The organism is Phenylobacterium sp. (assembly GCF_965229015.1).
Classification (GTDB): Bacteria; Pseudomonadota; Alphaproteobacteria; order Caulobacterales; family Caulobacteraceae; genus Phenylobacterium.
Map to the genome: position 1 here is coordinate 771,013 of NZ_CBDDIM010000001.1, position 24,393 is coordinate 795,405.

General features: G+C 70.6%; 25 protein-coding genes. 9 read left to right on the forward strand and 16 right to left on the reverse strand.

Features of this window, described 5'->3' with window-relative positions; genetic code table 11:
* Positions 1–8: 8 nt before the first annotated feature.
* Together ACO06I_RS03830 and lptF are read right to left on the reverse strand one after the other, a co-directional pair.
* Positions 9–1,112, reverse strand: a complete 1,104-nt coding sequence (locus tag ACO06I_RS03830) for an LptF/LptG family permease (protein WP_421931284.1) — start codon at positions 1,110–1,112, stop codon at positions 9–11.
* Positions 1,109–2,245: an LPS export ABC transporter permease LptF gene (gene lptF / locus ACO06I_RS03835; RefSeq protein WP_421931285.1), complete on the reverse strand. Its 1,137-nt coding sequence runs from the start codon at positions 2,243–2,245 to the stop codon at positions 1,109–1,111. The genes ACO06I_RS03830 and lptF overlap by 4 nt, the downstream gene beginning before the upstream one ends.
* A gap of 160 nt (positions 2,246–2,405) precedes the next feature.
* Here lptF and ACO06I_RS03840 point away from each other — a divergent pair, with 160 nt between their 5' ends.
* From ACO06I_RS03840 to ACO06I_RS03860, 5 genes are read left to right on the forward strand one after another with little or no spacing between them, the layout of a single operon-like run.
* Positions 2,406–3,866: a leucyl aminopeptidase gene (locus ACO06I_RS03840; protein WP_421931286.1), complete on the forward strand. Its 1,461-nt coding sequence runs from the start codon at positions 2,406–2,408 to the stop codon at positions 3,864–3,866.
* A gap of 9 nt (positions 3,867–3,875) precedes the next feature.
* Positions 3,876–4,556 carry an alpha/beta fold hydrolase gene (locus ACO06I_RS03845; RefSeq protein ID WP_421931287.1) on the forward strand — a complete coding sequence of 227 codons (681 nt, stop codon included), beginning with the start codon at positions 3,876–3,878 and terminating at the stop codon, positions 4,554–4,556.
* Between the two features lie 2 nt (positions 4,557–4,558).
* Positions 4,559–5,008 carry a DNA polymerase III subunit chi gene (locus ACO06I_RS03850; protein WP_421931288.1) on the forward strand — a complete coding sequence of 150 codons (450 nt, stop codon included), beginning with the start codon at positions 4,559–4,561 and terminating at the stop codon, positions 5,006–5,008.
* The gene (locus ACO06I_RS03855) at positions 5,005–5,325 is read left to right on the forward strand and encodes a peptidase inhibitor I78 (protein WP_421931289.1); all 321 of its coding nucleotides are present in this window, start codon (positions 5,005–5,007) and stop codon (positions 5,323–5,325) included. The genes ACO06I_RS03850 and ACO06I_RS03855 overlap by 4 nt, the downstream gene beginning before the upstream one ends.
* A 55-nt stretch (positions 5,326–5,380) precedes the next feature.
* On the forward strand, positions 5,381–6,337 hold the full coding sequence (locus tag ACO06I_RS03860; protein WP_421931290.1) for an alpha/beta fold hydrolase: 957 nt from the start codon (positions 5,381–5,383) through the stop codon (positions 6,335–6,337).
* On the opposite strand, the gene ACO06I_RS03865 is transcribed toward ACO06I_RS03860, so the two are convergent.
* Positions 6,330–7,040: a hypothetical protein gene (locus ACO06I_RS03865; protein ID WP_421931291.1), complete on the reverse strand. Its 711-nt coding sequence runs from the start codon at positions 7,038–7,040 to the stop codon at positions 6,330–6,332. The two genes, ACO06I_RS03860 and ACO06I_RS03865, sit on opposite strands and share 8 nt — an antisense overlap.
* Before the next feature lie 52 nt (positions 7,041–7,092).
* On the opposite strand from ACO06I_RS03865, the gene ACO06I_RS03870 reads away from it, so the two are divergent.
* Entirely contained in the window at positions 7,093–7,476 is a 384-nt protein-coding gene (locus ACO06I_RS03870; protein ID WP_421931292.1) for a hypothetical protein, read from the forward strand.
* A gap of 12 nt (positions 7,477–7,488) precedes the next feature.
* Here the strand turns inward: ACO06I_RS03870 and ACO06I_RS03875 are convergent, their stop codons facing one another.
* Positions 7,489–7,797 carry a glycine zipper 2TM domain-containing protein gene (locus ACO06I_RS03875; protein WP_421931293.1) on the reverse strand — a complete coding sequence of 103 codons (309 nt, stop codon included), beginning with the start codon at positions 7,795–7,797 and terminating at the stop codon, positions 7,489–7,491.
* A gap of 58 nt (positions 7,798–7,855) precedes the next feature.
* Positions 7,856–9,193, reverse strand: coding sequence for a M28 family peptidase (locus ACO06I_RS03880; RefSeq protein ID WP_421931294.1), 1,338 nt, complete (start codon positions 9,191–9,193; stop codon positions 7,856–7,858).
* Positions 9,194–9,270: 77 nt separating this feature from the next.
* On the opposite strand from ACO06I_RS03880, the gene ACO06I_RS03885 reads away from it, so the two are divergent.
* Positions 9,271–9,882: a class I SAM-dependent methyltransferase gene (locus tag ACO06I_RS03885; protein WP_421931295.1), complete on the forward strand. Its 612-nt coding sequence runs from the start codon at positions 9,271–9,273 to the stop codon at positions 9,880–9,882.
* Entirely contained in the window at positions 9,875–10,474 is a 600-nt protein-coding gene (locus tag ACO06I_RS03890) for a YdeI/OmpD-associated family protein (protein ID WP_421931296.1), read from the forward strand. The genes ACO06I_RS03885 and ACO06I_RS03890 overlap by 8 nt, the downstream gene beginning before the upstream one ends.
* Positions 10,475–11,009: 535 nt before the next feature.
* On the opposite strand, the gene ACO06I_RS03895 is transcribed toward ACO06I_RS03890, so the two are convergent.
* From ACO06I_RS03895 to ACO06I_RS03920, 6 genes are all read right to left on the reverse strand, one after another.
* Positions 11,010–11,783 (reverse strand): MerR family transcriptional regulator, encoded by a 774-nt coding sequence (locus tag ACO06I_RS03895; RefSeq protein WP_421931297.1) that lies wholly within the window; start codon positions 11,781–11,783, stop codon positions 11,010–11,012.
* Between the two features lie 12 nt (positions 11,784–11,795).
* On the reverse strand, positions 11,796–12,755 hold the full coding sequence (locus ACO06I_RS03900) for an acyl-CoA thioester hydrolase/BAAT C-terminal domain-containing protein (RefSeq protein ID WP_421931298.1): 960 nt from the start codon (positions 12,753–12,755) through the stop codon (positions 11,796–11,798).
* Positions 12,756–12,824: 69 nt separating this feature from the next.
* Positions 12,825–13,874 (reverse strand): hypothetical protein, encoded by a 1,050-nt coding sequence (locus ACO06I_RS03905; protein ID WP_421931299.1) that lies wholly within the window; start codon positions 13,872–13,874, stop codon positions 12,825–12,827.
* Positions 13,871–14,590, reverse strand: a complete 720-nt coding sequence (locus ACO06I_RS03910) for a class I SAM-dependent methyltransferase (protein ID WP_421931300.1) — start codon at positions 14,588–14,590, stop codon at positions 13,871–13,873. Before ACO06I_RS03910 ends, ACO06I_RS03905 begins: the two co-directional genes overlap by 4 nt.
* On the reverse strand, positions 14,584–15,888 hold the full coding sequence (locus ACO06I_RS03915; protein ID WP_421931301.1) for a glycosyltransferase family 4 protein: 1,305 nt from the start codon (positions 15,886–15,888) through the stop codon (positions 14,584–14,586). Before ACO06I_RS03915 ends, ACO06I_RS03910 begins: the two co-directional genes overlap by 7 nt.
* 305 nt (positions 15,889–16,193) lie before the next feature.
* Positions 16,194–17,579: a cytochrome P450 gene (locus tag ACO06I_RS03920; protein WP_421931302.1), complete on the reverse strand. Its 1,386-nt coding sequence runs from the start codon at positions 17,577–17,579 to the stop codon at positions 16,194–16,196.
* 117 nt (positions 17,580–17,696) lie between these two features.
* On the opposite strand from ACO06I_RS03920, the gene ACO06I_RS03925 reads away from it, so the two are divergent.
* Entirely contained in the window at positions 17,697–18,587 is an 891-nt protein-coding gene (locus tag ACO06I_RS03925) for a LysR substrate-binding domain-containing protein (protein WP_421931303.1), read from the forward strand.
* On the opposite strand, the gene ACO06I_RS03930 is transcribed toward ACO06I_RS03925, so the two are convergent.
* The 5 genes from ACO06I_RS03930 to ACO06I_RS03950 are packed head-to-tail and all read right to left on the reverse strand — an operon-like array spanning position 18,580 to position 24,382.
* Positions 18,580–19,512 (reverse strand): type II secretion system F family protein, encoded by a 933-nt coding sequence (locus tag ACO06I_RS03930; protein WP_421931304.1) that lies wholly within the window; start codon positions 19,510–19,512, stop codon positions 18,580–18,582. The two genes, ACO06I_RS03925 and ACO06I_RS03930, sit on opposite strands and share 8 nt — an antisense overlap.
* 4 nt (positions 19,513–19,516) lie before the next feature.
* Positions 19,517–20,476: a type II secretion system F family protein gene (locus ACO06I_RS03935; protein WP_421931305.1), complete on the reverse strand. Its 960-nt coding sequence runs from the start codon at positions 20,474–20,476 to the stop codon at positions 19,517–19,519.
* Entirely contained in the window at positions 20,473–21,879 is a 1,407-nt protein-coding gene (locus ACO06I_RS03940; RefSeq protein WP_421931306.1) for a CpaF family protein, read from the reverse strand. Before ACO06I_RS03940 ends, ACO06I_RS03935 begins: the two co-directional genes overlap by 4 nt.
* Positions 21,879–23,060, reverse strand: coding sequence for an AAA family ATPase (locus ACO06I_RS03945; RefSeq protein ID WP_421931307.1), 1,182 nt, complete (start codon positions 23,058–23,060; stop codon positions 21,879–21,881). The genes ACO06I_RS03940 and ACO06I_RS03945 overlap by 1 nt, the downstream gene beginning before the upstream one ends.
* Entirely contained in the window at positions 23,057–24,382 is a 1,326-nt protein-coding gene (locus ACO06I_RS03950) for a type II and III secretion system protein family protein (protein WP_421931308.1), read from the reverse strand. Before ACO06I_RS03950 ends, ACO06I_RS03945 begins: the two co-directional genes overlap by 4 nt.
* Positions 24,383–24,393: the final 11 nt, after the last annotated feature.

Here is a 24,393-nt window from a genome sequence, read left to right on the forward strand (position 1 = left end):
CCAACGATTCAACCGTCTTCGGTGTAGCAGAGCAAAGTCAGCCCGGACAGGAGCGCGACCAAGGGCGGCGCCCAGGCGGCCGCGTAGAGCGGGATGATCTCCGCATCGGCCAGGGCGCCGGAGAATTCGTTGAAGAAAAAGAAGATGAAACCGATGGCCACGCCGGCGCCTGCGAGGCTCGCCAGGCCGCCCAAACGGGCCAGGCGCAGGGAAAAGGCCGCCGCCAGCACCGACATGGCCGCAAACAGCAGGGGCGTGGCCAGGAGCTGCTGGAAGCGCAGCCGATAGCCGTCGGCGGAGAAGCCGGCCTGTTCGGTCAGGCGGATGGCGGCGGGCAGCCGCCAGAAGGCGATGGCCTCGGGCGAGGCGAACCGCTCCATGGCCGATTCGGAATCCAAGGTGGAGCGGATCGACAGCGAGTCGGAGCGCACCGAGCTTTCGCCGGCGGTGGCCTCGCGCACGTCGGTGAGCTTCCAGAAGCCCGGCAGCAGCTCGGCCTGGGCGGCCTCCAGCCGGCGCTTGAACTCGGGCAGGCCGGCCTTGTTCTTCTGGTAGACGAAGAGCGAGACCCCCTTGAGCCGCACCCGCCCGGCCACGACGTCGCGGGCCTTGGCGTGGATGACGATCTGGTTGCGGTCGTCCCCCTGGCGCAGCCAGACCTCCTTGGGGGCGTCGGTGAGGTAGTTCTCCATCAGGCTGGCGCGGTCGGCCTCGAAGCGGGCGCTGAAGGCCGAGGCCAGGGGATTGAAGGCGGTGACCGCCACGACGCCGGCCAGGAAGGCCGCCACCCCCGAGGGCAGGATGAAGCGCCAGGCCGAGATGCCGGCGGCCCGCATGGCCACCAGTTCGCTGGAGCGGTTGAGGCCCACATAGGCGCTGATGCCGCCGGCCAGGAAGACGAAGGGCAGCAGCAGCAGGATCAGGGCCGGCGCCTTGAGCAGGGTCAGGCCGAACAGCTGGGCGACCCCGACATCGGCGCGCACGCCCACCGAGCGCGACAGGTCGACGAACTGCACCAGCAGGATCACCGCCGAGATGACGGCGAGCGCCGCGCCGACGCCGGTGAAGGTGCGGACCAGGACGTAGCGTTCGAGGCGGCCGGTCCCGATCATGCGGCGGCCTGGGCGATACGGGCCGGGCGCAGGCGCACGTCGATGAAGCGGCTGACCCGCTGCTTGAAGATGCCGCGCAGGGCGAGGGCCATGGCCCCCAGGGGCACGATGAACTGGGCCAGGTTCAGCCAGGGCTCGGACTCGCTGCCGGCCTGGACGACGAAGCCCAGGATGCGGACGGCGACGGCCAGGCCGGCGACGGTGGCGATGCGCCGGCCATAGCCCAGGCGCGAGAAGCCGCCGCCGATGATGGCCAGCAGGGCGAAGCTCATGAAGGTGAGGTTGTAGAGCGGGGTCGACAGGCGCGCGGCGCCCTCGGCCAGCAGCTTGTTGCGGTTCTGCTTCTCCCAGACCTGCTGCAGGTCGGGGAACAGCAGTTCGTGCAGGTAGCGGTCAGACGGCTTGTAGTGGACCATCTCGTCGGACTGCAGGTAGCGCGACAGGTCGAAGACGTATTCGTCGAAGGACAGGAAGTTCAGCACCCCGGTGCGGCTGAACTCCTGGTTGGAGCCCTTGCGCATCAGCAGCACCGGCTTGTCGCCGCGCTTGACCACGCGGCCCTCGTCGGCGGTGTAGGTGGTGGCCCCGCCGTCGCTCTTGGTCTGGTGGATGAAGAGGTTGTGGATCAGGCCGCCATTGTCCACCGACTGGGCGTAGACGGTCAGTCCGGGGGCCGGCTCGGTGAACTCGCCCTCCCGGACCAGGGTGGAGGCCAGGTCCGTGCGCACCTGGAACAGGGTCTCGCGCATCTGGCGCGAGGCGGCGGGCTGGACCCAGAGGTTCATGAACAGCGCGATGAGGGTGACGACGCCGGCCAGGCGCAGGGCCGGCGCGATCACCCGCCAGCGGCTCATGCCGCCCGCGAAGCAGACCACGATCTCCTGCTCCACGTGCAGGCGGTTGAGCGCCACCAGGGCGGCCACCAGCAGGGCGATGGGCATCACCATGTTGATGAGCTGCGGCATGGCCAGCAGGGTCACCTCCAGGAAGACCAGGGCGCTCTGGCGCTGGCTGACGATGATGTCGAGCTGCGACAGGCTGGTGGACAACAGGGCGACAGCCGTCAGCGCGAGCGTCGCGAAGACGGTCGGTCCCAAGAGCTGACGAAGCAGGTATCGATCGATCAGGCGCATCGGCAAGAAATATAGGGCAGGCCAAGATATTTGCCGCGCCCGGAACGGGAAGCTGCTCTAAACCATGCGTCGCCCCGCCACACAACCGCCGCACGAACGGCGAGGCTGGGAAGGATTCAGGGCGCACGCTGCGCCGGGTTGAGACGTTTGAGAGAAATTCATGGATATCCAGTTCGTCGCGGCTGACGCCGCGCTTGGTGAAAAGAGCGCCCTGGCGATCGTCGTGTTCGAGGGCGAGGCCGCCTCCGCCCAGGGCGGCGCCTTCGCCAAGGCCCTGGCCGGGGCCCGTTTCACCGGCGGCAAGGGCCAGACCCTGGACGTGCTCGCGCCCTCCGGCTCGGACGCCGCCCGCGTGGTGCTGGTGGGCGCCGGCAAGGCCGGCGACTTCGACGCCATGGCCGCCGAGACCGCGGCCGCCTCGGCCTATGCCGCGGTGAAGACCTCGGGCCTGACCACCCTGCGGGTGGTGCTGCCGGGCGCCGACGCGGCCAAGGCGGCCCGGGCCGCCTTCGGGGTGCGGCTGGCGGCCTACCGCTTCGACAAGTACCGCACCAAGGAGGCGGCCGAGAAGAAGCCCTCCATCGTCAAGACCGAGGTCGTGACCGCCGAGGCGGACGCCGCCGTCACCGCCTTCGCCGACCTGGCGGCCCTGGCCGACGCCATCAGCTTCGCCCGCGACCTGGTCTCCGAGCCGCCGAACGTCCTCTATCCCGCCGAGTTCGCCAAGCGCGTGAAGCAGCTGGAGGAGCTGGGCCTGGAGGTCGAGATCCTCGGCGAGGCCGAGATGATGAAGCTGGGCATGGGCTCGCTGCTGGGGGTCGGGCAGGGGAGCATCCGCGAGAGCCAGCTGGCCATCCTCAAGTGGAACGGCGCCGACGACAAGAAGGCCCAGCCCATCGCCTTCGTCGGCAAGGGCGTCTGCTTCGACACCGGCGGCATCAGCATCAAGCCCGCCGACAACATGGAGCACATGAAGACCGACATGGGCGGCGCGGCGGCCGTCTCGGGCCTGATGCACGTGCTGGCCGGCCGCAAGGCCAAGGTCAACGCCGTGGGCATCCTGGGCCTGGTGGAGAACATGCCCGACGGCAACGCCCAGCGTCCGGGTGACGTGGTGACCTCCATGTCGGGCCAGACCATCGAGATCATCAACACCGACGCCGAGGGCCGCCTCGTCCTGGCCGACGCCGTCTGGTACTGCCAGCAGCGGTTCAAGCCGAAGTTCATGGTCGACCTCGCCACCCTGACCGGCGCGATCATCATCGCGCTGGGCGACGATGTGGGCGGGTTGTTCAGCAATAACGACGAGTTGTCCGGGAATCTTATGGCCGCGTCGGGCGCGGAGGGCGAGCCCCTGTGGCGCATGCCGCTGCCGGCCCACTACGACAAGAACATCGACTCGATGATCGCCGACATGAAGAACACCGGGGGCCGTCCCGGCGGCTCGATCACCGCGGCGATGTTCATCCAGCGCTTCGTCAACGGCGTGCCGTGGGCCCACCTGGACATCGCCGGCACCGCCTGGAAGAAGCCCTCGACCGTCCCCACCATCCCCGACGGGGCCACCGGCTTCGGCGTGCGGCTGCTGAACCGCATGGTGGCCGACAAGTACGAAGGCTGATCGCCCGCCTTGCGCTTCGCCCTGCTGCATAGCCCCCTGGTGGGCGCCAGCTGCTGGCGGCCGGCGATCGACGCCTTCGCCGACCTGGGGGTCTGGGCCGCCGCGCCCAGGCTGCCGGCCCTCGCCGGGGTAAGCCCGCCCTATTTCCCGGCCCTGGCCCGGAGCGTGGCGGCGCAGATCGCCCCCATGGACCCGGTGGTGCTGGTGGCGCATTCCGGCGCCGGGGCCCTGGCCACATCGGTGACCGCGGCGGCGCAGGGGACGGTAAGCCAGGTGATCTTCCTCGACGCCATCCTGCCCAATCCCGGCCGCTGCTGGTTCGAGACCGCCGGCGAGGCCCTGGGGCGGACTCTGAGGGAGGCCGCCCGCGACGGCTGCGCCCCGCCCTGGGACCAGTGGTTCCCGGCCGGCGCCCTGGCCGCCACCCTGCCGGAGGGCGCGGGGCGCGAGGCCTTCCTCGCCGAGCTGACGCCGACCCCCATGGCCTATCTGGAGGAGGCCGAGCCCGAACTCGACCTGCCCGACGACGTGGGCTGGGCCTATCTGCGGCTCTCCAAGGCCTATGAGGACGAGGCGGCCGTCGCCCGCGCCCACGGCATCGCCACCCTGAGACTGGACCGGCATCACCTGGCGATGATGACCCATCCGGCCGAGGTGGCCGCGGCCCTGATCAACCTGGTGCGGGGCTGAGCATGGCCTGCGAGGTGTGGTTCTACCACCTGGAGCGGACGGGCCTGGACCAGGCCCTGCCGGAACTGCTGGAAAAGACCCTGGCGCGGGGCTGGAAGGCCATTGTCCGGGCCGTCGGGCCGCAGCGGGTGGAGCATCTGGACGGCTGGCTGTGGGCCTATCGCGACGAGAGCTTCCTGCCCCACGCCCCGGCCGAGGAGCCGGGGGCGGCGCGGCAACCGATCCTGCTCACCACGGGGACCGAGAACCCCAACGGGGCCGACGCCCTGTTCCTGGTGGACGGGGCCGAGCCCGGGGAGCTTGGCGACTACGCCCGGTGCGTGATCTTGTTCGATGGCGGGGACGAGGCGGCGGTGGCGCTCGCCCGCCGCCAGTGGAGCGCGGTGAAGGCCAAGGGCCTGCCCGCCTCCTATTGGAAGCAGCAGGGACGCGGTTGGGAGAAACAGGCATGAAACTCAAGATCCTGGCGGGCGCAGGCCTGGCCCTGCTGATGGCCGCCTGCGCCAGCGACGCGCCGCAGCCCGCGCCGCCTCCGCCGGCGCCCTACCGCCCCGCGCCGTCGCCGCCCCCGCCGGCCGACCAGTGCGGCGCGGCCGAGGCCCAGAAATATGTCGGCCGCTCGCGGACCGAGATCCCGATCCCGGTGCTGCCGGCCCTGCAGCGGGTGGCCTGCACCACCTGCCCGGTGACCATGGACTACAATCCCCGGCGGCTGAACTTCTTCTACGACGCCCAGACCGGGATCGTGAAAGAGGTGAAGTGCGGCTAGGCGGTTGACCTGACCAAGGGTCAGTCTGCGCTCATGCCCCAAACGGGGGACGGGCATGCAGAGGGTGATTGGACTGTTGGCGGTGCTGGGCGCGAGCCTGGTCCTGGCCGGATGCGGGATCACCGCCAAGGACATCCCCTACGCCACCCTGGAAGCCAAGTACGGCGGGCCGGCGTCGCACTATATGGACCTGCCGGGCGACCTGCGGGTCCACTACCGCGACCAGGGCAGGGCCGACGGACCCACCGTGGTGCTGGTGCACGGGTTCGCGGCCTCCCTGCACACCTGGGAGCCCTGGGTGGCGCGGCTCGCGCCGGACTACCGGGTGATCAGCCTGGATCTGCCGGGCCACGGCCTGACGCGGGCGCCCGAGGGCTATGTGGCGGCCCAGGCGACCAATGTGGCGGTGGTTGACGAACTGACCCGCAACCTCAAGGCCGACCGCTTCGTCATCGTCGGCAATTCCATGGGCGGTGGGGTGGCCTGGGCCTATGCGCTCGCCCATCCCGAGCGGTTGCGCGGCCTGGTGCTGGTGGACGCCGCCGGCTGGCCTCGCGAGGAAAAGGGCAAGGAAAAGCCGCCGGTGGTCTTCAAGCTGCTGGGCAACCCGGTGGGCCGCGCCTTCCTGCGCAACATCAATCCCCGGCCCTTGGCGGCCAAGGGGCTGAGGTCGGCCTATGTGGACGAGAAGATCGTCACGCCGGCCCTGGTGGACCGCTATGTGGAGTTGGCGCTGGCGCCAGGGCACCGGGCGATCCTGACCTCCGGCCGCGACGGCCCGCAGCGGCGGATCGACAACGCGGTGTTCAAGACCATCAAGACGTCCACCCTGGTGATGCACGGCGAGGCCGACACGGTGATCGATGTCGCCGCCGGGCGCGGCCTGGCCGGCGCCATCCCCGGCGCCAAGCTGATCACCTATCCCGGCGTCGGCCACGTGCCGATGGAGCAGATCCCCGACAAGTCCGTGGCCGACTTGAAGGCCTTCCTCGCCTCGCTCCCCGCTACTTGATCGCGAAGCAGTAGAAGAGGCCGTTCCCGCCGGTGGCCACCAGGTCGGGCTGCGAGCAGCTGCGGCTCTGGTGAGCGGCGTTCCAGGAGGTGGGGTTCTGGCCGCCGCCCTGGCGGTCGTGGTGGCCCAGCATGGTCCGGCTGGCGCTCGAGGAGGTCCAGTTGTTGCAGGTCAGGTTCGGCGGCGCGACCGGCGCGGGGGTCCCGGCCGGGGCGTTGGCGGGCAGGGGGGAGGCCACCGGCGGGGCCAGGCGACCGTCGGCGAGCGAGCCGGTCATCATGTCGTGCTGGTTGGGGCTGTCGCCGCGGCCCTTAACGGGATTTCCCTTCTCGTCGAGGGAATTGGCCTTGCCGGTGAGCGCCGCCTCGCTGTGCAGTTGGTCGAGGCTGGCGGCGATCTGCACGCCCTTGGCGTTGAACCAGGGACCCTTGCCGATGCGGTCGCGGGCGTTGATGGCCTTGCCCTTGGAGTCCGTCGCCGAGAGATAGGCGCGCCATGGGTGGTCGCCGGCGCCGGCCTCCGTCGCCAGCTTCTGGCACCAGGCGTCGGCCCCCTTCAGCCCGCCCAGGTCGCCGCCCTTGCCGGGGCCGACGCTGGTGATGAAGAAGGTCATCTTGGAGCGTTCCTTGGCGACGACCGCGGTGGTGGTCAGCGCGCCCAGCGCGATGAGCGCCGCCGCGCCGCCGATGATCAGCTTGTTCATGCTTGCCTCCCTGGATTTGGCCGCGATGCTAGCAGCAAAGAGGGAGAAGACGATGGCGCAGTTCGCAGCCGAGATCGCCGCCGCGCAGGGCGTGCTGGACGAGTTCATGGCGGGGTTCAACGCGCGGGACGTGGCGCGCTGGGACGCCACCTTCAACTTCCCGAGCGTGCGCCTGGCCTCGGGGACCCTGGTGATCCTGCAGGCCGGCGACCACAAGCCCGGCATGTTCGACAAGGGCGCGCTGGCGGAGTGGGACCATTCGGCCTGGGAGCGGCGGGACGTGATCCACGCGGGCGCCGACAAGGTGCACATCGACACCCGCTTCACCCGCTACCGCAAGGACGGCAGCGTGATTGGCGGGTTCGATTCAATCTATGTGATCACGCTGGAGAACGGCCACTGGGGTGTGAAGGCGCGCTCCAGCTATGCCCCCTGAGGGCATACGCTCCTAGTAGCGGCGATAGACGTAGTGGCAGTTCTTCTTGGCGTTCTTCTTGGCCAGCTGGTGGCCGGTGAGGCCGCCGAGACCCGCGCCGATGACGGCGCCCTCGGTCTTGGCGCCGTGACCGGCGACGGCGCTGCCCAGCAGGGCCCCGCCGACGGCGCCGACCACCGTGCCGGTGTTGGCGGCGTGGCGAACGTTCTTCTCGCAGACCCAGACCTTGTGGGTGCGGGTGCGGGCGTCGGCGGCGACGGGCATGGACGCCATGGCGATGGCGGTGGCGATCAGGGCGGTGGGCGCGAAGAGCTTGCGCATGGGGTGTCTCCCTAGGGTGTCGGTCAGGCGACTTAACCCCTAGGGCCGCTGAAGGTTGCTACTTGGCGACGCTGAAGGACCCCGCCGCGCCGGGGAAGACCACCGGACTCTCATAGCCGTCGGCGGAGATGGCCGAGACCCCGAAGAACCAGTCGTCGATCACCACCCCCTTGAGGGTTTCGGCCGTGGCGGTGGTGTCCTTGGCATGCTCCCAGCGGGGGGCGGTGGTGGCGCGCCAGTGGACCCGGTAGCCCGCCGCGCCGGGGCTGGCGGACCAGGCGACCTTGGTGTCGGGGGAGACGGCGCCCTCGATCTTGACGTCCTCGGGCGGCGCCGGGGCCCTGGCCAGGGCGGCCATCATCACGACGTTGAGCTGGGTGACCTTGGCCAGATAGGGGAAGTCGACGCCCTCGATGGTGTCGCCGTAGGGGCGGCCGTTCTCGGTGCGCAGGTCCTGGTGCTGGCGGTCGTAGTGCTCGGCGGCCTCGGTGACCCGGATGGCGGGGAAGCCGGCGTTGAGCATCTCCACCTGGTCGCCGCCGCGGCCATAACGGTCGGTGCGGTAGACCATCACCACGTCGAGGCCCTTCAGATAGGTCTCGGCCAGGCCGTCGGCGAAGCGGGCGAGGTTGCGCGAGGGGGAGTCGACCTCGCCGCCGTTGTAGCGGCGGCCATTGGCCTGGTCGGGGGTCTCGACGGCCTTGGTGCCCTCGGAGAAGACGCGGACCTGGCGGTCGTTGTGGACGCCGCTGGCGCCATGGGTGTTGCCGACGATGTCGTTGTTGAGGTCGGCCTCGACCCTCCAGCCGTGGTCCTTGGCGTAGGCGGCCAGGACCTTGCCGCCATAGAGGCCCTGTTCCTCCCCCTCCAGGACCGCGAAGACCAGGGTGGCCGGGAACCTGTGCTTCGACAGCACACGGGCGGCCTCGATGACGGCGGCCGTGCCGGAGCCGTCGTCATTGGCGCCGGGCGCGTCGGCTGTGGCGTTCATGACGTCGGTGACGCGGCTGTCGATGTGGCCGGAGATGACGATCACCCGGTCTGGATCGGTGGTCCCCTTCTGGATGGCGAGGATGGCGCCGATCTCGGTCGGATTGGGCACGCGCTTGCCGGTGAAGGTCTGCTTCGGAACCGCGACGGTAAGGCAACCGCCGCAGTCCTTTGAAATCGCTTCGAACTCGGCGGCGGTCCAGCGTTCGGCGGCGCCGATGCCGCGGGTAGGCGAGGCGCGGTCCGACAGGGTGTGGCGGGTGCCGAAGCCCACCAGCCGGGTGATGGTGGCCTTCAACCGATCCTGCTGGACCGCCTTGGCGATCTGGACCAGTTCGGGCTGCGGCTTGGCCGCGGCGGTGAGCAGGGGGAAGGCGAGGAGGGCGGTCAGCAGGATGGGGCGCATGGGGGACCTTCGCAAATCTGTCCTGACTGTTACGCCACGGACGCGCGCTTGCGAACCGCCTCTGCTAGTGAGGCCCCATGAAACTCCCCATCGATATCGACAGCGTCAAAGGCTTCATGGACCCGGCGGAGGGGGCGGCCCTCTACGAGGCGGCCCTGGCCTGCGCGCCGCGCGGACCATGCCTGGAGATCGGCGCCTATTGCGGCAAGTCGGCGGTCTATCTGGGGACGGCCTGCCAGGCGGCGGGCGGGGTGCTGTTCTCGGTGGATCACCATCGCGGCTCGGAGGAGAACCAGCCGGGCTGGGAGTATCACGACGCCGAGCTGTGGGATGCGGCGGCCGGCGCCATGGACACCCTGCCGTTCCTGCGCACGACCCTGCGGCGCGCGGGGCTGGAGGAGGTGGTGTTCCCGGTGGTGGGCCGCTCGGCCCTGATCGCCAAGGCCTGGGCGACGCCGCTCAGTTTCCTGTTCATCGACGGCGGCCACACGATGGAGGCGGCGCTCGGGGACTGGCGTCACTGGACGCCGCACCTGATGGCGGGCGGGACCCTGGCGATCCACGACGTGTTTCCCGATCCGGCGGACGGGGGGCGACCGCCGTTCGAGATCTACCAGCGGGCCCTGGCCTCGGACCTGTTCGAAGAGGTGGGGGCGGTGAAGAGCCTGCGGGTGCTGCGGCGTGCCTAAGGATGATCTGCCTCTTCTGACCTTCGCCGATGCGGAGGCGCTGCGCGAGTGGCTGTCGGCGCAGGGGGAGACGTCGCCCGGCGCCTGGCTGCGGTTCGCCAAGCAGGGCGCGCCGGAGCCGACGGTGAGCAAGTCGGACGCCATAGATTGCGCCCTGGCCCATGGCTGGGTGGACGGCCAACTCGGCAGCATCGACGCCCATTATTTCAAGACCCGCTTCACGCCACGGCGGCCCCGGAGCGCCTGGTCGCAGATCAACCGCGAGCGAGTCGAAAGGCTGGAGCAGGCAGGCCTCATGCATCCCCGCGGACGAGCGCAGGTCGACGAGGCCAAGGCGGACGGGCGCTGGGCGGCGGCCTATCCGGCCCAGAGCAAGGCCGAGCCGGACGCCGACCTGATGGCCGCGCTGCACGCCGAACCCGCGGCGCGAGACCTGTTCGACGCGCTGGATTCCGCCAACCGTTTCGCGATCCTCTACCGGGTGCAGCAGGCCAAGACCCCGGAGAAGCGCGCCGCCAAGATCGCCGAGCTGGTGAGCATGCTGAGCCGAGGTGACACGATCCACCCTCGCAAGGCAAAGCGGTCGTCGTAGCGTAGGGGCTCTGAGCGACGCTGGCGTTCTGTCGCCACCTGGAACTCGGCTGGCGGTGTGCGCTGGTCGCCGACCTTGGTCATCATCCTGGCCTGCCACATCGATCTGTGGGGCAGCCTATGGATGCTGCGCGACGCGCCGGCCTGGAGCCTGGTGTCGCTGCTGGTGGTGCTCAGCGGGCCGACATCGCTCTTCTACGCCGCGGTGCTGTCAGCGCCCGCGACGTCCTCCGACGCTCCGGTCGACCCGTGGGCCTTCCATCTGGAGAACCGACGCCGCTACATCGCCGCGTTGATCGGCTATCTCATCCGCGGCGCGATCATCAATATGACCCTGCTGTCTGGCCACTTCGAATGGGCGACCTTCGCCAGGGCCATGCCCAGCGTCGGTCTGTGCCTGGTGGCGATCTTCGTGCGCAATCGCTGGGTCCAGATCGCCGTCCCGATCCTCATCGCTTCGTTCATCGCGATCCATTTCGTCAGCTACTTCTCGACGCCCGAGGGCCCTGACCGACGCCGGAGCGGTCTGAAACCCTCTAGGGTTCTTCGCGCGCCTTCAGCATCAGGCCGGCGGCGAGGACGAAGTCGAAGATCTCCGCGTCGATGGGGACGTTGGGGGCCAGGGCCGGGTCGGAGACCGCCTGGCGCCAGACCGCCCGCAGGCCCGCGGTAAGGGCGGGGTCGCCGCCGGTGAACCGCGCCTGGGCGGTCCGCCACCGCCGGGCGAGGTCCAGGGCGGCCGGCGCGGAGGGATCGCTGCCGATCAGGGCCCGGGCCTCGGCCACCAGACCCTCCCACAGCCGGCCATTGGCTGCGTCGGCGGTAAAGGCGTCGCGGGCGGCCAGGTCTTCGATCTGTTCAGGCCGCAGGTGCTGGCGCATCAGGGGCGCGAAGGCCTCGCCCCAATGCTCCGGGTTGGGCTGGGCGGCCTGGCGGGTCAGGTCGATGAGGAGATCGATCGCCAGGGCGTCCCCCGCGGCCAGCCGGGACCGGGCGCCGCGGATCGCGGCCAGGGCGGAGTCCAGCTGCCCCTGCTGCGCGCGCAGGGCGGCCTCCTGCACCTCGAGGGTGGCGGCAAGATCGATGCCCCGGCGGCCGAGAAGCTCGCCGATCTGGGCGAGGGCCAGGCCCAGCCGCTTCAAGGACAGGATCTGGTGCAGGCGGGCGATGACCTCGACGTCGTAGATCCGCCAGCCCTTGGCGTCGCGGCGGGGCTTCAGCAGGCCGTGCTGCTCATAGAGGCGCAGGGCGCGAATGGTGACGCCGGTGCGCCGGGCGATCTCGATCGGCTTGAACTCTCCCGGCCGCATCAGTGACGCGCCTCAGCGCCGGCGGGTCTGGGGATCAAGGCCGTCGAGGAGAGACTTGGCCGCGGTCCATCCGGCGTCGCGAGCGCGTTCGGTTCCCTGGGCGTCTCCACCGAAGGCGAAGCTGAACCCACCGCCCGGTATCTCCATCGTCGTGAGGCCAGGGCCGGGCCCCATCAGCAGGTGGCTGGCCTTGTCGAACTGCAGATTGGTCACAGAATGGCGGAAATTGCGCGACCGGAGCCGCGCCTCGATTTCGTCGGCATAGACGGCGGCCGGCCAGATGGTGTCGGCGCGGGAGGAGACCAGGAGGACGGGGCCGCGGATGCGCTCCACCGGGATCACCGCGGCGTCCAGCGGGCGCGCTTGTTCGAACCACCGGCGCATCGACGTTCCAGCCGCCGCGGCGGCGACCTGGAAGGCGACGGGCCTGCCCTTGAGGGTCCAGGCCGGCTTCGGCGCGGAGGGCGGGCCGCTCCTTGGCGGCAGTCCGCTCCAGACGCGGCTGCTGGGGGAAAAGGCGATCACCCCGGCCACGTCGGGGCGCAGGGCGCCCAGCAGCAGGGCCAGCTCCCCGCCGCGCGAGAGGCCCATCACCGCCACGGGCCCGACCTCGCGCCGGGCGCGCAGCCACTCGAGCCCCCGGAAGAGATATTCCAGCGGGATTTCGTTGAGGCTGTCGGGGAGTCCGGCCGGCTGGCCGCTCCAGTTCTTGAAATAGGCGAGAGCCAGGGTCGGGTAGCCCGAGGCGGCGAGGTCTAGAGCGTCCTTCTCGGCGGGCAGGCCGCCATCAGAACCGTTCAGCATCAGGACACCCGGGCGGCGCCTGGCGCCTGGCAGGGTGTAGAAGCGGCCGACCAGGCCCCGGGCGCGCACCTCCAGCACCGACACCGTCGCAGCCGCTGAGCGCGACGCCGCCAGGCTGAGGCCCAGGCCGGTGGCGCGCCGGAGCAGGCTTCGACGATCTGAATTCATGGGGTCTCCGTCGTCCGAGGCTTCGGTCGACGGTCAAGCTGCACCCGGACCTTAGGTTCGGGTCAAGGCCTATCGCCCGGTCAGGACATCATGGGCCGCCGAGGCGCCCAGCCTTGCGTCGAAGGCCAGGATGGCGGCGGCCTGGGTCCAGGTGGGGCGTTCGCGGGGCCAGACGATCTGTTCGGCGAACTGCCAGCCCATCCAGAAGGCGCCGTCTTCGTCGCGGTGATTGAGCTGGGAGTCCAGCAGGGCGCAGGCGGCGGCCCGGGCGCCGAGGCCGAGCAGGGCCATGGCCAGCTCGCAGGACTCGGCCACCGTCACCCAGGGCTCGCTGGCCACGCAGCGGCAGCCGCGCCCCAGGACCGCGAAGCGCGGGGCGCGGGCCTCGAGCCTGGCGAAGGAGGCGCCGGGCGACAGCACCCCGGCCAGGGCCGGATAGTACCAGTCCATGGCGAAGTCGGAGCGGTCCTGCAGGCGGTCGAAGCGGTGGGGCGCGTTGCGGATGGCGTGGCTGAGGCGATCCTTGGCCAAGCGCCAGGCCGGCTGCGGGTCACCCACCAGGTCGGCGAGCTTCAGGGCGCAGTCGAGGCTCTTGTGGATCGAGGCGTTGCCGGCCAGGACCGCGTCGTCGGCGCCCGTGCCGAAAGCCTCCTGGCTCCAGGAGATATCGCCGTCTGGATGCTGCAGGGTCAGCACGAAGTCGATGGCCGACCTGATCATGGGCCAGTAGCGGCGGGCGAAGGCCAGATCGTTGTCGAGCCTGTAGCGGTGCCACAGGGCCACGGCGGGGTAGGCGGCGAAGTTGGAGTCCCGGAAGGCGGCGGCGGGGGTGCGGGCCATATGCAGGCGGTCGGCCATGGGCAGGGTGTTGCCGTACTCGCCGAGCCAGGCGCCGGACTGCTCCTGCGACCAGGCCAGGTATTCGAAGCCCCGGTCGGCGGCGTCGAACTCGCCCATGGCGCCCAGGGCCATCAGGCATTCGGCATGGTTCCACGGATCCCAGGGCCCCTTGTCGAACCAGGGGATGGCCCCGTTGGCCTGTTGCTGGACCAGGATGACGTCCAGGGCGCCGCCGTAGGGGGCGAGCGGGCCGCCGACCCGGTCGAAGGCCAGGCTCATGCCGGGGCCTTGCGGAAGTACAGCGCCACGCTCTTGCCCATGAGGGGCGCGGTCACCGCCTCGAGGATGCGGGTGAAGGCCGGGCGGTCCATCAGGTCCCAGACCAGGAAGCGGTGGTAGAGCTTCACCAGGGGATGGTCGTCGCGGCGGTCCCAGAAGGCGCACTTCAGCCACCAGTAGGGGGCGTGGAGGGCGTGGGCGTAGTGCTTGCCGCGATAGGCGAAGCCGAGGTCGCTGATGGACTTGCGAAGGTCCGGCTCGTGGAAGATGCGGACATGGCCGCCGGGCTGGTCGGCATAGCCCCCGGCGCCGGGGGCCAGGGCCCAGCAGATGCGCTCGGGCCAGGCGCGGGGCACGGTGGGGACGAAGCGGCCGCCGGGCTTCAGCACGCGGCGGATCTCAGCGAGCGCCCTGTCGTATTCATGCAGGTGCTCCAGCACCTCCGAGCAGATCACCACGTCGAAGGCGGCGTCGGCGAAGGGCAGGCGGTAGGCGTCGCCGGAGAGGAAGGATGCAGCCCCCTCGGCCGCGATCGGCGGAAGATGGTCGAGGCCGTCGCGGGCCTTGATGAGGCTGGGGATGTCGAGGTCCAGGCCCACCACATTGACGCCGGGGATCATGTGCAAGCCGTGGACGTGGCGGCCTTCGCCGCAGCCCAGGTCCAGGACCCAGTCACCGGCCTTCAGGTCCAGGGTCTCAAGGCGGACGGTCAGCATTTGCGGGCCACGGCCCGGCGCAGGACGGTCTCGTAGGCGGCGGCGACCCGGGTCCAGGAGAAGGCGGTGCGGGCCCGCTGGCGGGCGGCGGCGCCCAGGTCGGCGCGGCGGGCGGGATCCTCCAGCAGGGCGGCGATGGCGCGGGCGAGTGCGGCGCTGTCGCCCCGTGGCACGACGACGCCGGCGTCGCCGACGACTTCGGGCAGGGCCCCGCCGTCGGTGACCACCACCGGGGCGCCGCAGCTCATGGCCTCGGCGGCGGGCAGGCCGAAGCCTTCATAGAGGGAGGGGGTCACGCAGATCGTGGCGCGGGCATATTGCTCGGCCACCTCCTCGTTGCTGAGGTCGTGGATGAAGCTGACCCGGTCCAGCAGGTTGAGGTCGTCCAGCATCTGCGCGGTGGGCCCCTCGCGCAGCTTGCCGATGACCACCAGCTCCAGGCGCGGATAGGTCTCCAGCAGGGTGGAATAGGCCTCGATGAGGTGCTTGAGGCCCTTCAGCGGCACGTCGGCGCTGGCGGTGGTGAGGATGCGGTTGTCCCGGCGGCGGATGTCCGGCTGGGGCTTGTAGATGTCCTGGTCGATGCCGAGGTGGATGACGCTCATCACCCGGGGGTCGACGTCCAGGCAGAGCGCCACATCGCGGGCGGCGGCCTCGGAGACCAGGATCACCTCGTCGAGCCGGGGGGCGACCTTCTCCTGCATCTTCAGGAACGAGTACCACTGGGCGATCAGCAGGCGCATGCCCCACTTGGGCTCGGCGGCGAGCGCCAGCTCCAGGTCGCGGCGGATCGGGTGGTGGACGACGCCGACCACCGGCAGGCCGGCCCGCTCGATCTCCAGCAGGCCCAGGCTGAGGGACTGGTTGTCCAGCACCACGTCGTAGTCGCGGCGGTGGGCGCGCAGGTATTTGGCCGCGCGGCGGCCGAAGCTCCAGGGCTCCATGAACTTGCCGGCCCAGTGGCCGAGATATTCGGCGGTGTCGGTCCAGCTCAGCAGGTGTTTCCAGCGCAGGGCGCGGTGGCCGTTGTGCGGCTGGTTGTAGAGGTCCAGCGACGGCAGCTTGATGAGGCGCACGCCGGCTGGGACGTCCGGATAGGGCGGGCCCGAGAGGATGTCGACGCTGTGGCCCCGGGCGGCCAGGGCCGCTGCGGCCTGGCTGAGATAGACCCCCTGGCCGCCGACCCGCGGATCGGAGCGATAGGAGAGGAAGGCTATGCGCAGGGGCGGCTGATCGAGCGCCCCGGAGGGCGCACGCGTCTCGGAGACGCCGACGGGGGGAGAGGGTGTTTTCAGCATCGCCGATGTCCTTAACGCGCCAGCAGGCGAAAGGACTAGGTCGAATGCCGGGTATGGACCCGGAATGTTGTTTCAGGACGGAATTGTGTCGGCTGGCGGGCGTGGGTGGGCAGAAGCTGAGGGCCGGCCCCTGAACCACGAACCTCGCGAACAACAACGGGTGTCATCCCGCATGGAGCGCCGCAGGCGCGGAAGTGCGGGACCCAGATGCACCGATCTATCCTGAAAACCCTGCGCGTCTGGGTCCCGGACAAGCGCTTCGCGCTTTCCGGGATGACACATGTTTGTTCGCCCTCGCCCCGAACCTATCCCGCCCGCTCCACGATCAGGGGCAGGCCGCCCTTGGGGCGGATGGCGATGTCGCCGGTGGGCTCGACGGTGTGGCCGGCGGCGGGGCGGAAGCGGAACCGGGCCAGCCAGTGGGAGAGCACCAGCAGGCCCTCGGCCTGGGCGAAGGCCGCCCCGATGCAGACCCGGGGGCCGGCGCCGAAGGGGATGTACTGGAAGCGGTGGTGGCCGGCCTTGGCCTCGGGGTGGAAGTTCTCCGGGTTGAACAGCTCCGGCTGGTCCCAGAGGGCGCGGTGGCGGTGGACGATCCAGGGCCAGATGGAGATCTGGTCGCCCTTGCGCACGGCGTGGCCGCAGAGCTCGTCCTCCACCGCGGCCTCGCGGTCGATGCGGAGGGCGGGGGGATAGAGGCGCAGGGTCTCCTCCCAGACCATCTTCAGATAGGGCAGGCGGGCCAGGATCTCCTCCGGGGTTCCGCCGGCGTCCCAGGCCTCGCGGGCTTCCTCGCCGGCCCATTCCTGGGCTTGGCGGTCGCGGCTGAGCAGGTAGAGGGCCCAGGTCAGGCCGTTGGCGGTGGTCTCGTGGCCGGCGCCCAGGAAGGTGACGGCGTTGTCCAGGGCCAGCTGGGCGGCCTCCCGGGGCGGGTGGCTCTGGGCGAAGGCGTCGATCACCCGGGTCATGAAGTCCTGGGGCGGGGCGGGATCGGCCTGGCGCCGGGCGATGAACGCCGCCAGCCGGCCGATGATGAAGCGACGGCCGGCGGCGCCGCGCCACTGGACGGGGTTCTGGTCCAGCCAGGGCGCGCCCAGCACCACCCCCAGGCGATACTGGCCGGTGGCGGCCATCACCGCGGCGATGTGGCCGGCCGACTCCTCCACCGAGAGGCCGGCCTCGGAGGAGAAGAGGGTGGCGTTGATGATGTCGAAGGTGGTGCGCAGGCACTCGGCCGCCACGTCGATGACATCGCTGTCGGCGGTGGCCCAGCGGTCGGCGGTGCGGGCGGCGATCTGGCCGAAGATCGGGGTGAACTCGGTGACCATGGACGGCGTGAAGACCGGCGCCATCATCCGGCGCTGCTCGCGCCAGGCCACGCCCTCGGTGGTCAGCAGGCTCTCGCCCATGGCCGGGGCCAGCATCTTCTTCACCAGGCCGGGCTTGGGGTAGTCGGCGACCCGGTCCAGCAGCACCTTCTTGATGGCGTCGGGATCGCTGATGAAGTGGTAGCGCAGGTGGAAGACGCGGCGGGCGTGATGGTGGTGCTCGAAGGCCTCCTTGGGCCAGCCGTTCAGCGGGTTCTGGGCCTCCCTGTCGACGAAGACCCGCCAGGTGGGCCGCCAGTCCTCTGGCTGTTCGGGCGCGGCAGGTCGGAAGGGCGCGGAGCCCAGGACGGCGGTGTCGGTCATGACCAATCCCCTCGGTCGCGAGCGTTTCGGCTCGACCGGAAGATGAGCGAATTTGATGCAGCGCAACAAACGATATAACCGTGTTGTTCTTGTGATCTGGCCTCACATGAGACGGCGATGACCAAGCGTTCGCTTCCGCCCCTGACCGCCCTGCGCGCCTTCGAGGCCTTCGCCCGGCTGGGCAAGATGACCACGGCGGCCGACGAACTCTGCGTCACCCACGGGGCGGTCAGCCGGCAGATCCGCAGCCTGGAGCTGGCCGTGGGCCTGCCGCTCACCGAGGGGCCGCGGCACCGGCTGAAGCTGACCGACGCCGGCGAGCGGCTGGCGGCCTCGCTGTCGGGGGCCTTCGACCGGGTGGAGCGAACCCTGGCCGAGCTGAAGTCGGCGGACGCCGCCGAGCTGCACCTCTCCTGCCTGGGCACCTTCGCCATGCGCTGGCTGATCCCCCGCCTGGGGTCGTTCCACGACCAGCATCCGGGCCTGAGGGTGCGGGTGACCGAGAGCTTCGCCCCGGCCGACTTCGCCCGCGAGCGCTACGACGCCGCCATCCGCCTGACCGAGCACGTCCCGGCCCACGGCGGGGAGGCCATCGGCTTCCTGGACAACTTCCACGGGCCCGTCGCCGCGCCGCAGCTGACGGGGGGAACACCAGGGGTGAAGGCCTTCGCCAGCCTGCCGCGGCTGCACACCCGGCCGCACCTGCAGGCCTGGGCCGAGTGGGAGTCTCACACCGGCATCGCCCTGCCGGAGGCGGCGCAGAACCGGGAGTTCGAGCACCTGTTCTACATGCTGGAGGCGGCGGTGGCGGGGCTGGGGGTGGGCCTGAGCCCCTTTGTCTATGTGGCCGCCGACATCGAGGCCGGGCGGCTGGCCGCCCCGGTCGGGTTCGTGCGGACGCCGGCCCAGTTCTACCTGATCCTGCCGCCGGGCCCGGCCAAGCCCGCCGCCGCGGCCTTCCGCGACTGGCTGCTGGAGGAGGCGGCGACCGTGTCCGACCCTAGTTGAAGACGTGCATCAGCCGGTAGGCGGCCGGCAGCAGCAGGACCCCCAGCAGGCAGGGGAAGATGAACAGGATGAGCGGGACGGTGAGCTTCACCGGCAGGGCGAGCGCCTTCTCCTCGGCCCGCAGCATCCGCTTCTGGCGCATGTCCTGGGAGAAGACCGAGAGGGTCTCGCCGAGGCTGGTGCCCATGTCCTCGGCCTGGCGCAGCATGGTGGCGAAGGCGCGCGCGTCGTCGATGCCCAGGCGGTCGGCGAAGGCGGTCCAGGCCTCCTTGCGCGACTTGCCGGCCCGTAGCTCCAGGGTCAGCATCCGCAGGTGGACGGTCAGGCGCGGATAGCGGCGGACCAGTTCGTCGGTGACCCGGCCGACGGCGGCGTCCAGGGACAGGCCCGCCTCCACCGAGGCCACCAGCAGGTCCAGCAGGTCGGGGAAGCCGTCGGCATATTCCCGTTCGCGCTCCTTCTGGCGCATGGAGAGCACCTGGTCGGGGCCGAGCAGCGCCAGCAGGGCCAGGATGGCGGCCAGCAGCACCGGCGCCATGCCCCGGCCCGGCTGCAGGGCGAAGGGCAGCAGGATGATGGTCCCCAGGGTGGCCAGGGCCAGGGCGGCGGCCCGCGCGCCCAGATAGTAGATCGGCGCCTCGCGGCCGAAGAAGCCGGCGCGAACCAGGCGCATGCGCACGTCGGAGACTTTGGAGGGGTCGCGGACGGCGGCCTGCTGGCCCAGGCGGCGCACGCTGGCGGTCACCTGGCCAAGGATGCGGACCTCGCCGCGGGCCTCGCCCATCGGGGGCGCCGCCGGGTCCTGGAAGCGGGCCTTGCGCAGGGCTCGCACACGCAGCTCACCGGCGGCCAGGACGCCGCCGCCCAGCAGGCCGCCGGCCACCATGGCCAGGCCGAACCAGAGGATCAGGGTCTGGAGGTCCATGGGCTCAGATCCGCATGTCGACCATGCGGCGCATGATCAGGTTGCCGATGGCCACCCAGATGAACATGGCCAGGAGACCGGTCTGGATGAAGGGTTCGCCGATGACCTCGCCGTAGAAGTCGGGCGACATCAGGCTGATGGCGCCGCCGGCGATGAAGGGGGCGGCGGTGAGGATGATGGCCGAGATCCGGCCCTCGGCCGAGGCGGCCTTGATCTTCAGGCGCATGCGGTGGCGTTCGCGCACGGTGGCGGCGTTGAGCTTCAGCAGGCCGGTGAGGTTGCCGCCGGCCCGCTCCTGCAGGCGCACGGTGGCGGCGAAGAGGTCGACGTCGGGGTGCTGGCAGCGCTGGGACATGCGGCCGATGGCCTGTTCCAGGGTGGCGCCATAGGCGATCTCGTCGGCGGCCATGCCGAATTCCGAGCCGATAGGGTCGGCCATCTCGCGGCCGACGAGCTGGATGGCGGTGGGGACCGGGTGACCGGCCTCCAGGCTGCGGACGATGATCTCCAGCCCCTGGGGCAGCTGGTGGCCCAGGGCCTTGGACCGGCGGGCGGCCATGAACTTCAGGAAGAAGACGGGGCCGGCGCCGCCCACCAGCAGGGCGCCCACCGGCGCCATCAGCAGGCTGTGGCTGACCACGACGATCAGGATCGCGCCGGCCACGGCCGCGGCGATCACCGCCATCAGCCACTTGCGAGGATCATAGGGCACGCCGGAGCGGACGATCAGTTCGGCCAGCCACTTCACCCCGGCCCGCAGGTCGCCGGCGGCGGTGAGGCCGCGCTGCTTGCGCAGCTCCACCACCAGCTCCTGGATGCCGCCGATGCGCTCGGAGACCTTGAGCCTCTGGTTGACCTTGCGCTTGACCTTGGCGGTGCTGAACAGGCCGAAGGCGGCCTGGCAGGCGGCGAAGACCGCCGCGAAGACCAGGACCAGATAGGCGCTGGAGGCGTCGAAGCTCATCCCAGCACCTTCGAGGGGTCGAAGTTGGCGGTGTCGTAGGCGATGCCGCGGCGGGTCATCTCGTCCAGGCAGCGGGCGCGCAGGCCGCTGGCGCGGAACTCCCCGTGCACGGCGCCGTCGGCGGAGGTGTGCAGGCGGTTGAAGAAGAAGATCTCCTGCATCTGCACCACCTGGCCCTCCATGCCGGTGATCTCGGTGACGCTCATCAGCTTCCGCTTGCCGTCCGACAGACGCATGATCTGGATGATCAGCCCCACCGCCGAGGCGATCTGGCCGCGCACGGCCTCGGGGCTCAGCTTCATGCCCGACATGGCCACCATCTGCTCCAGGCGGGTGATGGCGTCGCGCGGGGTGTTGGCGTGGATGGTGGCCATCGAGCCCTCGTGGCCGGTGTTCATGGCCTGGAGCATGTCGAAGGCCTCCTCGCCCCGGACCTCCCCCAGGATCACCCGGTCGGGACGCATCCGCAGGGCGTTCTTCACCAGTTCCCGCTGCCGTATCTCGCCCTTGCCCTCGATATTGGGGGGACGGGTCTCCAGGCGCACGATGTGCGGCTGCTGCATCTGCAGCTCGGCGGCGTCCTCGATGGTGATCAGCCGCTCCTTGTGGCTGATGGCGGCCGAGAGCGCGTTGAGCAGGGTGGTCTTGCCCGAGCCGGTGCCCCCGGAGATCACGGTGGAGACCCGGGCCTTGATGGCGCCGTGCAGGAAGTCGGCGACGCACTGGGGCATGGCGCCCACGTCCACCAGCTTCTCCAGGGTGTACGGCTTCTTGGAGAACTTGCGGATCGAGACGCAGGCCCCGTCGATGGCGATGGGGGCGATGGCGGCGTTGACCCGGCTGCCGTCGGGCAGGCGGGCGTCGACCATGGGCTGGCTCTCGTCGATCCGGCGGCCCACCCCGGCGACGATGCGGTTGACGATGCGCAACAGGTGGTCGTTGTCGCGGAAGCGCACGGCGGTGGGCTCCAGCTCGCCGCGCCGCTCCACATAGACCTGGAAGGGGCCGTTGATCAGGATGTCATTGATGCTGTCATCCTTGAGCAGGGGCTCCAGCGGCCCCAGGCCCATCATCTCGTCATAGACCGACGAGCCCAGCTCCTCGAGTTCGGCGGTGTTGAGCGCCAGGCGCTCGGCGCGGGCGAAGTCGCCGATCAGGGCCATGACCTGGCGACGGATTTCCTTTTCACCGACCTTCTCGAGTTTCGAAAGGTCAAGCTCCTCAATGAGTTGCGCATGCAACTTCAGCTTGATGTCGAGCATCTGGCTTTCGGCGAGCGCCGTGGAGGCGGCGGACGCCGCGGCGGCGACGGCGGCGACGCGCTCCGGGGTCGGGGCGGGCGCGGGAGCCTCGGTCTCGACGACCTCGAGGACCACCGGTTTGGCGGGGCTGAAGCGTCCCATCAGGCGGCTCGCGACGCGGCGGGAACCGCCAGGGGCGCGCGGCGGCCGCGTTCGGCCAGCAGGCGATCCACCAGGCCCCCGACGTCACGGACGATCTTGGACTTGGGCCGGTGCTGGCTGATGGCGCCCCCCAGATTGACCGAGGCCGCGGCGGCCTCCCAGTCGGAGGAGATGGCGCCGTCGGCCTTGCGCTGCAGGGCCTTCTCCGCCTCGGCGGTGGAGGGGGCTGGGCCGAACATGCGGCTGGCCAGGCGATTGAGCACGATGCGGGGGCGAAGGGCGGCGGCGGCCTCCACCTCGTCGGAGAGGGCGCGGGCGGCCAGCAGGGCCGGCACCGTCAGTTCGGAGACCACCAGCACCTCGTCGGAGCCGGAGAGCGCCTCCAGGGTCCAGCCATGGCGGTGGCGGGGCATGTCGAGGACGACGTGGTCATAGGAGTCGCAGGCGATCTCCAGGATGCGCAGCACCGCCTCGCGGGAGATGGCGGAGAAGGCGGTGGGATCGCGGGGGCAGGCCAGCAGGTCCAGGCCCTTGCTCACGGGGCTGGCGAAGGCGGCCAGCAGGGCGGCGTCCATGCGTTCGGCGGCGGGCCCGAACTGGGCCAGGCCCATGGCCGGGGTGGCGCCGAGATAGGCGGCGCAGGCGCCGTCGGCCAGGTGCAGGTCGATGAGGCAGACGCTGGAGTCCCGCGGCGACTTGGCGGCCAGGGCGCTGGCGATCTCAATGGAGAGCATGGTGGCGCCGGCGCCGCCGACCGCGCCCAGCACGGTCCAGCAGCGCGACTGGTGGCCCGAGGCCACCGGCGCCTGGGCCGCGGCCTGGTCCAGCAGGGCGTAGATGGCGTTCTGCAGCTGCTCGTTGGTGTAGGGCGCCTCCACCACGTCGGCGTGGGGCAGGCGCATCAGGGCGCGGACCAGACCCACCGGCAGATGGCCGCCGAGGAACAGGGTCGGGGGCAGGGCCGGGATGTCGGCCAGGGTCGCCACCGCGGCGGCCAGGGCGGCCGGCTCGGCGCTGTCGGCGTCGATGAGGATCAGGTCGGTCATGCCCGGCCGCAGGTCGGCGAGGCGATCGAGGCCCGCGACCTCCATGGCCGCCCCGAACAGGGGGCCGCGCGAGAGGGGGGCCAGGCTGTCGCCGATGGCCAGGACCCGGCGGCCCAGGAGGCTCCAGTTGCTCATGAGGGCGATCCGCTCTTGGTGCGGCCGTCGACCTTGGACAGCGGCTTGTCGAGGGACAGGCCGTTGAGGATCAGGTCGATGGCGGTGGCCTCGTTTCCGGCCAGGACCGCAGGGTCGGCCTTGTAGTCGTCGGCGCCGGCCATGCGGGGGGTGACGATGATGACGAGCTCGGTCTCGGCCTTCTTCCACCGCGAGGAGCGGAACAGGGCGCCCAGGACCGGCACCTCGCCAGCGCCGGGGAGCTGGCGGACCGAGTTGGAGTAGTCCTGCTGGAACAGACCGGCGATGGCGAAGCTCTCGCCCGAGCGCAGCTCCACGGTGGTGTTGGCGCGGCGCACGATCAGGCTGGGGATCTCGATGCCGTTCAGCTTCAGGGAGGTGCGGCTGTCGAGCTGGCTGACCTCGGGGGCCACCTGCAGCCGGATCAGGCCATTGTCCTGCACCGTCGGCTGGAAGTTGAGGGTGACGCCGAAGGGCCGGAACTCGATGGTGACGGTGTCGCGGCCGTTGGGGACGGGGAAGGGGAACTCGCCCCCGGCCAGGAAGCTGGCCTTCTCGCCGGACAGGGCCACCAGGTTGGGCTTGGCCAGGGTGCGGATGACGCCCTTCTCCTCCAGGGCGCGCAGAACCAGGTCGATGCGCGCCGTGCCGATGGAGCCGCCGATGCTGAGCGCACCCTGCGGGGCGGAGTTGCCGATCAGGCCCGAGCCGGTCTGCAGGGCGAAGGTGGTGTTGTTGCTGGCGTTGATGTTGAAGCCGATGTCCTTGAGCGAGGAGCGGCTGGCCTCCAGCACGCGGACCTCCAGGATCACCTGCTGCGAGGCCCGCACGGTGAGGGCCGAGGTGACGGAGTCGGGGGCGAACTTCTCGGCCAGGGCCTTGGCCTTGGCGGCCGCGGCGGTGGTGGAGACGTCGCCGGCCAGCAGCAGGCCTTCGCCGAGGTTGCGCACCTCGATCATCTCGCCGGGCAGGGCCGCGGCCAGGTCGGCCTGGAGGGCGTCGGCGTCGTAGCCGACCCGGACGTCCACCACCTCCTGCAGGGCGCCGCCGGCGCCGTAGATCAGCAGGTTGGTGGAGCCGAGCTGCTTGCCGCGCACATAGAAGCTGCGGTCGGTGGTGGCGACTATCTGGGCGGTCTCGGGCTGGGCCACCACGATCTTGCTGGCGGGGGCGTCCAGCCGGAAGGAGGCGGACTTGTTGCGGGGCACAGTGATGACCCGCGAGCGGGCGGCCTCGCTGGAGAACTGTTCGGCGGCGGCGGGCAGGGCCGTGGCGATGGCCAAGGTGGCGGCCAGGGCGCCGAGAAGGGTGGAGCGGAGCATTGGGGGGATGT